The organism is Plasticicumulans sp. (genome assembly GCF_035331805.1).
In the GTDB taxonomy this organism is placed as follows: domain Bacteria; phylum Pseudomonadota; class Gammaproteobacteria; order Competibacterales; family Competibacteraceae; genus Plasticicumulans.
Genome location: NZ_DAOLKE010000112.1, coordinates 1 through 10,289, shown reverse-complemented (window position 1 = coordinate 10,289; position 10,289 = coordinate 1). Strand labels below are relative to the sequence as shown.

Below are 10,289 nucleotides of genomic sequence, written 5' to 3'. Positions count from 1 at the left end.
CAGCTACCGCACCTCGCATTACCCCTACAGCGAAGAAGAGATGCAGCTGGCCGACCGCGCGGGCTTCCTAATCATCGACGAGATCCCGGCCGTCTCGCTGCAGTTCGAGACGCCCGAGTTGATCCCCATCCATCTGCGGGAATGCCTGCGAGCAATCGACGAGCTGATCGCCCGCGACAAGAACCATCCCAGCGTGATCATGTGGAGCGTGGCCAACGAGCCCATTCCCCAAAATCCGCGGGCGCGATTCGCGGGCTGGCGGCCGGAGCCGGTTTCGGCGCCGGAGCTTGCGCCGGCGGGGGGGCGACGATGGTCTGCGCGTTCAGCGCGCCTTCGGGCACCGGACCCTTGCCGCTGCGGCCGATCTCGTCCTGCTGGATCTGCACCTGACGCTTCTGCAGGTCGTGATAGAACGAAAAGCGCGACGGCGGCAGCTCGGGCAGCGCGCCGGGCCTGGCGGCGGTCGAGGAGCTGCCGACCGCGCGCGCATCCTGCGCCTTCAGCGTCGCCAGCGACGGCTTGCCGCCGGCCGGGCCGGCCTGACCGGCCGCTGCCGCTGCGGCGGCCGCCTCCTCGGCCTTTGCCGCCCTGTGCTTCTGCCACCAGCCCCAGCCGCCGGCTCCGGCACCGAACAGCGCCAGCGTGACGACGGCCCAGCCGAGCACGCGCACGCCGCGGTTGGCAGGCTTCTTTTCAGCCGTCCTGGGCTTGTAGTCGCGGCGCACGCTCATCGGCTATGGCTCACATGGTCTCCGGCGCCGAAACGCCGAGCAGGTCGAGGCCGCTGGCGAGCACGCGGCGCACCGCGAGGATCAGGGCGAGGCGGGCGTTGCGCAGCGCCGCGTCATCGACCAGGAAGGCGTGCGCGTTGTAGTAGGCATGGAAGGCCTGCGCGAGTTCGCGCAGATAGGCCGGCAGCAGCTGCGGCTCGTCGCTGCCGGCCGCCAGTTCGATGACTTCCGGATAGCGGTCGAGCAGCGTCAGCAGGGTTTCCTCGTGCGGCTCCACCAGCCGCGCCAGCGCCGCGAACCCGGCCGCCTCGTCGTAGTCGAGCCCCTTCTCGCCCGCCTGACGCAGCACGCTGCAGACGCGCGCATGCGCGTACTGCAGGTAGTAGACCGGGTTGTCGAGCGACTGCTGGCGGGCCAGATCGACATCGAACACCAGATGCGAATCGGCCTTGCGCATCAGGAAGAAAAACCGCGTCGCATCGCGTCCGACCTCGTCGATCAGATCGCGCAGCGTCACGTAACCGCCGGCGCGCTTGGAGATCTTCACCTCCTCGCCGCCGCGCATCACGGTGACCATCTGGTGCAGCACGTACTCGGGCCAGCCGGCCGGGATGCCGATGTCGAGCGCCTGCAGGCCGGCGCGCACGCGCGCGAGCGAGCCGTGGTGGTCGGCGCCGAGTTCGGTGATCGCGCGCACGTGGCCGCGCTCCCACTTGGTGCGGTGGTAGGCGACATCGGGCAGGAAGTACGTGAACGTGCCGTCGCGCTTGCGCATCACGCGATCCTTGTCGTCGCCGAAGTCGGTCGAGCGCAGCCACAGCGCGCCGTCGGCCTCGTAGCTGTGGCCGGTCTCGGCCAGGCGCGCGACGGTCGCCTCGACCAGCCCGTCGGCGTACAGGCTGGATTCGAGGAAGTAGCGGTCGAAGCCGACGCCGAAGGCCTTCAGATCGAGATCCTGCTCGCGCCTCAGATACGCGACCGCGAAGGCCCGGATCGCGTCGGTATCGTCCGGATCAGCCTTGCCGGTGACCTCGCGGTCATCGGCGTGCACGGACTCACCGGCGAGATACGCCTTCGCGACCTCCAGGATGTAGTCGCCGCGGTAGCCGTCGGCCGGCCAGTCCGGGGATTCCGGCGTCAGTCCCTGCGCGCGCGCCTGCACCGAGACGGCGAGGTTGGCGATCTGCACGCCGGCATCGTTGTAATAGAACTCGCGCGTGACCTCCCAGCCGGTCGCCGCCAGCAGCCGCGCCAGCGTGTCGCCGATCGCCGCGGCGCGGCCGTGGCCGACGTGCAGCGGGCCGGTCGGGTTGGCCGACACGTACTCGACCATGACCTTGCGCCCGGCGCCGGTGTTCGAGCGACCGTAGCCTTCGCCCTGCATCAGCACGCGGCGCACGACCGCGGCCTGCGCATCGGCGGCCAGGAAGAAGTTGATGAAGCCGGGACCGGCGATCTCGACCTTCGCAATGAGCGCCGAGGCCGGCAGCGCCGCGACCAGCGCCTCGGCCAGCTCGCGCGGCTTGCGCTTCGCCGCCTTCGCGCAGGCCAGCGCGACGTTGCTCGCGTAGTCGCCGTGCGCACGGTCGCGCGTGCGTTCGAGCGCCGGTTCGGCCGGAGCGGCGCCGGCCGGCAGCAGACCTTCGGCTTGCAGGCGGGCGAGCGCCTGCGACAGGAGTTCGGCGAGTTGCGTCTTCAAAGCGCGAAGCCTCGGGCGGGACGGCGGGCGGAAAAAGGGCGCCCAGTGTAGCCACGCCCCCCCGCGACTTGAAGGCGGCGTGTTGCACCCGCAGCACGGCAGCGCTGCAGGCTCAGTCGGCGCGGAAGGCCTTGTGGCAGCTCATGCAGGCGTTTTCGAGCTTCTCGACCGCCGGGCGCACGCGATCGAGGCTGCGCGTGTCGCCGGCGGCGACCACGCCGTTGACCGCGGCGATGAAGTTGCGGCGCTCGGTCTCGAATTTTTCGGTCTGCTGCCAGATCGCCGGCTTCGCGCGCGTCTTCTCGCGATCGGTGGGCTGCGGCGGCGGAAAGTGATCCCAGGGCAGGCCGGCGACCTGCTGCAGTTCGTGCGCACGGTCGATGAAGGTGTCGGGCTGGTACGGGTCCTTGCCGCGCGCCATCTTGCCGAGCGGTTCGGCGGCCCGGACGATCTGCTTGAAGGCCTGACGGCGCTTGAAGGCCGGGCTGTCCGGATCGGACTGCTCGCAGCCGGAAAGCGAGACGGCGAGCGCGAGGACGGTGGTGCTCAGGGCGAGCACGGTCGGGAGCTTCTGCATGGGCGGACATCCGGGGGCAGCGACGGAGCGGGCACCCGTGCTGCTGTTGCCGGAGGCCCGCGCGAGAAGGCGCGGACTCTAGCAGATGCCGGTGGATGGCCGGCTTAAACGAGGCTTTTCCGTATCACCGGCCCGTGCCGGCTCAGTGCCGGCGGCGGAAGCAGCGCGTGCGTTCGAGCTGCACCTGTTCGAGGCGGTCTTCGAGGTTCAGCGTGGTTTCGGAACCGCCGAGGAACAGGTAGCCGTCCGGGCGCAGCAGATCGTGAACCTTGGCGAGGATGCGGCGCTTGACGGCATCCTCGAAGTAGATCAGCACGTTGCGCATGAACACGATGTCGAGGCGCGAGGGCACGCCGCTCCACGGGCCGTTGAGGTTCAGCTCGCGGAAATCGACCATGCGCCGGATGTCGGGCTTGACGTAGTAATCCATGCCCGAGCGCTCGAAGTACTTCACGAGCAGCATCGCCGGCAGGCCGCGGTTGACCTCGATCTGGCTGTAGCGGCCGTCGCGGCCGCGCTGGACCATCTCGCGCGACAGGTCGGTCGAGACGATGTTGAGCCGCCAGTTCACCAGCTCCGGGAAGTGCTCGCGCAGCGTCAGCGCCACCGAGTAGATCTCCTGGCCGCTCGACGAGGCCCCGCACCAGATGTCGAGCGTGCGCTCGGCGGCGCGGCGGCGGATCAGCTCGGGCACGATGACCTTGCGCAGCGTCTCGAACGGATGCAGGTCGCGGAAGAACGAGGTCTCGTTGTTGGTCATCGCCTCGACGACCTCGCGCGACAGCGCGCCGCTGCGGTCACTGCGCAGCTTCTGCACCAGCGCGGGGATGTCGGCGCAGCCGTGGCGGGTCATCAGGCCCTGCAGGCGCAGGCCGAGCAGGTATTCCTTGCCGGCCTCCAGCATGATGGCCGAGTGGTCCTGCACCAGCCGGCGGATGTAGTCGTAATCGGCACTGCTCGGTGTCATCGCCTCACTCCCGGTACAGCTTTCTTGTGCGCCCCCGCGTCGTCACGGATCCTGACGCTCGTCCGGGCTGCGGTCTTGTCCGTGCGATCCGGTCGCGGTCCCGCGAGGTTCAGAGCAGTCCGAGCAGTTCAAGCTTCTCGACCAGCGCATCGGCCGTGAACGGCTTCATGACGTATTCGTTCGCGCCGGCGGCCAGGGCCCTCACCACCTGGCTCATCTCGGTTTCGGTCGTGACCATCATCATCGTCAGGCGCGCGTACTTCGGCTGCGCACGCACGGCCTTGATGAAGTCGTAGCCGTTCATGACCGGCATGTTCCAGTCGACCAGCGCGACCTCGATGCCGGGATTCGCTTCGAGCTGGTCGAGGGCGACCTGGCCGTTCTCGGCCTCCAGCACCTCGAAGCCGCGCTCGGTCAGGATGTTCGCGATCACGCGTCGCATCGCCCGCGAATCGTCGATCACCAGTGCACGCTTGCCCATCGCCTCATTCTCCCAATGCTTCCGGCGATCCGCAGCTTCGCGTGCCGGTCTTGAATGCACCATCGGCGGCCGGGCCGCCGTCTGAAATTCAGTTGAAATCTGTTGAAACCGGTCGCCCGCCGGCCGTCGCGCCGGGCTTACAGCACTTCGCTCGCGCCGCGGCCGAGCTCGCCGACCACGACGCTCTGTTCCTCGACCGCCGCGGCCACCGTCATCTGCAGCCGGTGCACCTCGCGCATGATCGACTGGATGCGCTCGATCGCCTCGACCGCCTCGGTGACACCGCTGCGGATGGCGCCGATCTTCGCGGAAATTTCCTCGGTGGCCCCGGCCGTCGCTGCCGCCAGTTCCTTGACCTCGTTGGCGACCACCGCGAAGCCCTTGCCGGCATCGCCGGCGCGCGCGGCCTCGATCGTGGCGTTCAGCGCCAGCAGCCGCGTCTGCGCGGCGATGGTGTCGATCAGCTTCAGCACGCTGCCGATCTCCTGGCTCTGCGTGCCGAGCTTGCGGATCGATTCACTGGCGGCATCGGCGGTGGTCTGGCCGGTGTTCGAGACTTCGACCACCTGCGCGGCGCTGTGCGAGATCTCCTGCACGCTGGTGCGCAGCTCGTTGAGCCGGTGCAGCAGGTCTTCGGCGGACTGGCGGGCGCGCTCGCGCCGTTCCTCGACCTCGGCCTCCATCGAGCGCAGGCGCGAGACGTCCTCCCAGTTGACGATGTAGCCGAGCAGGCGCCGGTCCGGGGTCAGCACGGCGTTGATCGCGGTGCGCAGCGTGACGCTGCCGAACGAGAAGGTCGCCTCGCGCGGCAGCGTCTGCACGTAGTTCTGCAGGATGGCCTCGACGCGCGCCGGATCGCGGTGGAAGCGGTGGATCGAGCCGTTCAGGATGTCGGCGGCGCTGACGCCGAACACGCGCCGGATCTCGGGCTCGACCGCCTGCACGGTGTGCCGCGCCGCGTCGTTCATGTACGTGAGCCGGAAGGCCGGGTCGGCGAAGAACACGTTGCCGGGCAGGCAGTCGAGGCAGGCGCGCAGGCTCTCGGCCGAATCGAAGCCGCCGGCCTCGGCTTTCCTGGCCTCCGTCGCCGGCACGGGAGCAAAGGCCTCGTCACGTGTCGAGCCGCCGAACAGGCGGGAAAACCAGCTGCGGTGCATAAGCGCTCTCCGGAATGCGGGGGGTCAGGGAGATCGTCGGGGCATCTGCAAGGGACTGCGCCACTGCCGGCGGCCGCTGCGGCGGCGGCGGGCGGACGCTTCCGGGAACCGGTGCAGCGCCCCGGCATCCGCTGCCGTCGGGGAGGGCCATGATTGCGTGCAGCACAAACCGGCGTCGATGCCGTGTCAGGAAAAATTACAGTAATTCAAGGTTATGCCGCACTGCGCAATTCCGGTGGCAAGCCTTACTTGCCTATGCAAAATTGCCCGAAGATCGCGCCGAGCAAGTCATCGGCGCTGACCTCGCCGGTGATCTCGCCGAGCGCGGCATGGGCGCGGCGCAGATCCTCGGCCGCAAGCTCGCCCTGACGCCCGGCCAGGCGCAGGCGCGCATCCTGCAGATGCACGCGCGTCCGTTCGAGGGCGTCGAGGTGGCGGCGGCGGGCCGTGAACGCACCTTCCTGCTTATCGGCAAAGCCCATGCAATGCTTTAGGTGAGCGGCGAGCGCATCGAGACCGGCCCCGGTACGCGCGCTCAGCCGGACTTCCGGCCCCCACTCGCCTTGAGCCTCGCCGGGCGCAGCCCCGCTCAGATCGATCTTGTTGCGCACCAGCGTCAGCGCCAGCGTGGCCGGCAGCCGCGCACGCAGCGCCGCATCCGCGGCCGTCAGACCCTCGGCGTCCTCGACCAGCAGCAGCAGCCGGTCGGCGCGTCCGATCTCCTGCCAGGCACGGCGGATGCCTTCCTGCTCGACCGGATCGTCGGAATCGCGCAGGCCGGCGGTGTCGATGACGTGCAGCGGCAGGCCGTCGAGCGCGATGCGCTCGCGCAGCACGTCGCGCGTCGTGCCCGGGATGTCGGTGACGATCGCCGCCTCGTAGCCGGCCAGACGATTGAGCAGCGAGGACTTGCCGGCATTCGGCCGCCCGGCGATGACGACGCGCATGCCCTCGCTGAGCAGCCGCCCCTGCACGGCGGCGGCGAGCAGTGCATCGAGCCCGCTCGCGAGCGCATCGGCGCGGGCGAGCAGCGCCCCGTCGGCGAGGAAGTCGATGTCCTCCTCCGGAAAGTCGATCGCGGCCTCGACCCACAGCCGCAGTTCCAGCAGCCCGTCGGCGAGCGCGTGCACGCGCTGCGAGAACACGCCATCGAGCGAGGCGAGCGCGGCGCGCGCGGCCTGGGCGCTGGCGGCGTCGATCAGGTCGGCGACCGCCTCGGCCTGGGCGAGATCCATGCGCCCGTTCAGGAAGGCGCGCTCGGTGAACTCGCCGGGCCGCGCCGGGCGCGCCCCGAGCGCGCAGGCGCGCGCGAGCAGCAGGTCGAGCACCACCGGCCCGCCGTGGCCCTGCAGTTCGAGCACGGCCTCGCCGGTGTACGAATGCGGCGCCGGGAAGTACAGCGCCAGACCGGCATCGATCGGCGTGCCGTCGGCGGCGCGGAAATGCCGGCAGACCGCCTGACGCGGCGGCGGCAGCCGCGCGATCAGCCCTTCGGCGATCCCGGGCACCGCCGGCCCGCTGATGCGCACGATGCCGACGCCACCGCGGCCCGGCGCGGTGGCGATCGCGGCAATCGTGTCGGTGGTGTCCGGGGTGGCGGTGGCGGTGACCCGGGTTTCGGGAGCGGCAGCGGGATCGGCGGATTCGTGCATCGCGGCAGACTCGGAGCAGGAACGGCGGACGGCACAAATGCGCGAGGGGCGCGGACGCGGTCTGCGTCACACGCCCCTCGCGGGCCTTGCGGGATGAACGGGGAAAGGCTCAGCCGCTCGTGGCCGCGGCCTTGTCCTCGCCGGCCTCGATGCGCTTCGTGATCACCCACTGCTGCAGGATCGACACGCAGTTGTTGACCACCCAGTACAGCACCAGACCGGACGGGAACCACAGGAACATGAACGTGAAGACCACCGGCATCGCCATCATGACCTTGGCCTGCACCGGATCGGGCGGGGCCGGCGACAGCTTCTGCTGCACGAACATCGACACGCCCATGATCAGCGGCAGCACGTAGTACGGGTCCTTGACCGAGAGGTCCTGGATCCAGCCCATGAACGGCGCCTGCCGCAGCTCGACGCTTTCGAGCAGCATCCAGTACAGCGCGATGAACACCGGGATCTGCACGAGGATCGGCAGGCAGCCGCCGAGCGGGTTGATCTTCTCCTTGCGGTACATCTCCATCATCGCCTGATTGAGCTTCTGCTTGTCGTCGCCGTAGCGTTCCTTCAGCGACTGCAGCTTCGGCCCGAGCTTGCGCATGTTGGCCATCGAGCGGTAGCTGGTCTCGGAGAGCTTGTAGAACGCCGCCTTCAGCAGCAGCGTCAGCACGATGATCGCCCAGCCCCAGTTGCCGAGCAGCGCGTGCAGATGCTTCAGCGCCCAGAACAGCGGCTCGGCGAGGATCGTCAGCTTGCCGTAGTCGACGGTCAGCTCCAGATGCGGCGCGACCTCGGCCATGCGGTCCTGGATCTTCGGGCCGACGTAGAGCTTCGACTGGAAGGTGCTGCTCGCCCCCGGCGCGACGCTCGCAAGCTGCGCGCCGCTCATGCCGAGCACGTAGCGGTTGCCGCCGACCGCGAGCGAGTAGAAGACGTTGCGCTCCGACTGCGAGGCCGGGATCAGCGCGCCGAGGAAGTAGTGCTGGATCATCGCGACCCAGCCGCCGGTGACGGTCTCGTTGACCGGCGTCTTCTTCAGGTCATCGAAGGAATGCTTCTCGTAGGTCTTTTCCGGCGTCGAGACGATGCCGCCGGTATAGGTGTAGGTCTGGCCGATGCCGCCGCCGCTGCTCGCCGGCGCCTCGCGCTGCAGCTGCCAGTAGGCCACGCCCTGCCAGTCCTCGGCGGAGCCGTTTTCGACGGTCTCGGCGACATCGATGACATAGCTGCCGCGGTGGAAGGTGTAGGTCTTGACCACCTTCACGCCGGAGGCGTCGGTCCAGTCGAGCCGCACCACCAGCGAGTCCTGGCCCTCGGTCAGCGCATAGTCGCTGCGCTCGGCGGTATAGACGGCGTAGTGATCGGGCGCGGCCCCCTTGGCGGCCCGCAGGCCGGACTGCGCGACGAACACCTCGCCGCCGGCATCGCGCATCAGCACGAAGGGCTGCTCGCGCTGCTCCAGCGATTCCGGATAGCGGCGCAGGCCGATGCGGCGCAGGTCGCCGCCGACGCTGTCGATCTCGGCCTCGTAGACATCGGTCGTGACCTTGATGCGCGCACCGCGCGCCAGGGCGCTGTTCTGCGCCGTGGCGGCCGGCGTGCCCGGCGCAAGCGGCACGTCGCTGCGCCCGGCCTCGGCGCTGCCCGGCGTGGCCGGGGCAGTGGTCGCGACCGCTGCCGGTGCCGGTTTCGGCGCGTGCTCGGTGATCCACTGCTGCCAGATCAGGAAGGCCGTGAAGGCGAGCGCGATGACCAACACGAGTCTCTGGTTTTCCATCAGTCTCTCTCGAGGCTCGGGGGAACGGGATCGTAGCCGCCCGGGTGCCAGGGGTGGCAGCGCCCGAGGCGCCGCAGGGCCAGCCAGCCGCCGCGCAGCGTGCCGAAGCGTTCGACGGCTTCGAGCGCGTACGCGGAACAGCTCGGATGAAAGCGGCAGCGGGGGCCGAGCAGCGGACTCAGCAGCAGGCGATAGGCGCGGATGAGCAGCATCACGAGCGTGCGCATCGCTTCACCAGTCGGCTCCAGTGCCGGTCCAGCGCTTCGAAGAGGGCGGGATGTTCGACTTCGGCGAGCCCGGGCCGGGCCATCACGACGAAATCGAGGCCACCGAGCCCGGCGAGGCGCTGCCGGAAGCTTTCGCGCACGAGGCGCTTGATCGTGTTGCGGACCACGGCGAGCTTCGAGGCCCGCTTGGAGATCGCGAGCCCGAGCCGGGCATGGCCGAGGTCGTTCGGACGGGCCAGCACCGTGAAGTAACGGTCGCCGGATTTTTCCGCCCGGTCGAAGACCGCCTGGAAGTCGGCCTTGCGCACCAGGCGGGCGCGCCGTTCGAAGCGCGCGCCGCCGGCCACGGCGCTTACGGCGTCAGGCGCGCACGACCCTTGGCGCGGCGGGCCTTCAGCACCAGGCGACCGTTCTTGGTGGCCATGCGGGCACGGAAACCGTGGGTACGCTTGCGGTGCAGGACGCTGGGCTGGAAGGTGCGCTTCATGGCGGTTCGATCCGGTTGAATTCAGTGGGATTTTTCTGGGGTGTCGCTGGCGGCGCACGTCCGGGGCGGACGCGGCGCGCAAACAAGGCGCGGGAGATTAGCGGTCCGGCCCCGGCACTGTCAATGCAAGAACCGGTGCAGGAAGCGTGGACGAAGCGGGGACCGACTGTGGATAACTCGGCCCCGAACGCATAGACTCCGCGGCTTTCGCCCGAGCCTGCCGCCGGAGGAGTCCCGCGTGGACGACGCGCTCTGGAAGCTCTGCCTCGCCCGTCTGGAGCACGAGCTGAGCGAACAGCAACTGAATACCTGGGTGCGCCCGCTGCAGGCCATCGTCGAGGACGGCGGCCTGCGCCTGCTCGCGCCGAACAAGTTCGTGCTCGACCATGTGCGCGAGAACTTCCTCGACGTGATCCGCACCGCCCTCGCCGGCCTGCATCCGCAGGGCGAGGTCGCCGTGCAGATCGAGATCGGTTCGAGCCGCGCACCGGAACCGCCCCGGCGCAGCGAACCGCCCGCCGCCCCGCCCGC

12 protein-coding genes and 1 pseudogene are annotated in these 10,289 nt (G+C 69.5%); 2 read left to right on the top strand and 11 right to left on the bottom strand.

The features are described 5' to 3' along the window. Positions 1-223, top strand: a pseudogene (locus PKE44_RS09760) (glycoside hydrolase family 2 TIM barrel-domain containing protein); the annotation flags it as partial. Here PKE44_RS09760 and PKE44_RS09755 read toward each other — a convergent pair. From PKE44_RS09755 to rpmH, 11 genes are all read right to left on the bottom strand, one after another. Further along, the gene (locus tag PKE44_RS09755; protein ID WP_324550538.1) at positions 198-731 is read right to left on the bottom strand and encodes a hypothetical protein; all 534 of its coding nucleotides are present in this window, start codon (positions 729-731) and stop codon (positions 198-200) included. The pseudogene PKE44_RS09760 and the gene PKE44_RS09755 sit on opposite strands and share 26 nt — an antisense overlap. A 10-nt stretch (positions 732-741) precedes the next feature. After that, positions 742-2,430 (bottom strand): arginine--tRNA ligase, encoded by a 1,689-nt coding sequence (gene argS, locus PKE44_RS09750; RefSeq protein ID WP_324550536.1) that lies wholly within the window; start codon positions 2,428-2,430, stop codon positions 742-744. Between the two features lie 112 nt (positions 2,431-2,542). Next, positions 2,543-3,007, bottom strand: a complete 465-nt coding sequence (locus tag PKE44_RS09745) for a cytochrome c (RefSeq protein WP_324550534.1) — start codon at positions 3,005-3,007, stop codon at positions 2,543-2,545. Between the two features lie 142 nt (positions 3,008-3,149). Next, positions 3,150-3,974 (bottom strand): protein-glutamate O-methyltransferase CheR, encoded by an 825-nt coding sequence (locus PKE44_RS09740; RefSeq protein ID WP_324550532.1) that lies wholly within the window; start codon positions 3,972-3,974, stop codon positions 3,150-3,152. A 109-nt stretch (positions 3,975-4,083) separates the two neighbouring features. Then, positions 4,084-4,455: a response regulator gene (locus PKE44_RS09735; protein WP_324550529.1), complete on the bottom strand. Its 372-nt coding sequence runs from the start codon at positions 4,453-4,455 to the stop codon at positions 4,084-4,086. A gap of 137 nt (positions 4,456-4,592) precedes the next feature. Continuing rightward, positions 4,593-5,612, bottom strand: a complete 1,020-nt coding sequence (locus PKE44_RS09730) for a methyl-accepting chemotaxis protein (protein WP_324550526.1) — start codon at positions 5,610-5,612, stop codon at positions 4,593-4,595. Between the two features lie 245 nt (positions 5,613-5,857). Further along, complete coding sequence (mnmE, locus tag PKE44_RS09725; protein WP_324550524.1) at positions 5,858-7,264, bottom strand: tRNA uridine-5-carboxymethylaminomethyl(34) synthesis GTPase MnmE; 1,407 nt, start codon at positions 7,262-7,264, stop codon at positions 5,858-5,860. Between the two features lie 109 nt (positions 7,265-7,373). Continuing rightward, positions 7,374-9,044, bottom strand: a complete 1,671-nt coding sequence (gene yidC, locus PKE44_RS09720; protein ID WP_324550522.1) for a membrane protein insertase YidC — start codon at positions 9,042-9,044, stop codon at positions 7,374-7,376. Further along, positions 9,044-9,271, bottom strand: coding sequence for a membrane protein insertion efficiency factor YidD (gene yidD / locus PKE44_RS09715; RefSeq protein ID WP_324550520.1), 228 nt, complete (start codon positions 9,269-9,271; stop codon positions 9,044-9,046). The genes yidC and yidD overlap by 1 nt, the downstream gene beginning before the upstream one ends. Beyond that, entirely contained in the window at positions 9,256-9,618 is a 363-nt protein-coding gene (gene rnpA / locus PKE44_RS09710; protein ID WP_324550518.1) for a ribonuclease P protein component, read from the bottom strand. The genes yidD and rnpA overlap by 16 nt, the downstream gene beginning before the upstream one ends. A gap of 5 nt (positions 9,619-9,623) precedes the next feature. Next, complete coding sequence (gene rpmH, locus PKE44_RS09705) at positions 9,624-9,758, bottom strand: 50S ribosomal protein L34 (RefSeq protein WP_324550515.1); 135 nt, start codon at positions 9,756-9,758, stop codon at positions 9,624-9,626. Positions 9,759-9,996: 238 nt separating this feature from the next. Here rpmH and PKE44_RS09700 point away from each other — a divergent pair. After that, the coding region (locus PKE44_RS09700) for a DnaA N-terminal domain-containing protein (RefSeq protein ID WP_324550513.1) at positions 9,997-10,289 on the top strand (293 nt) is incomplete at its 3' end.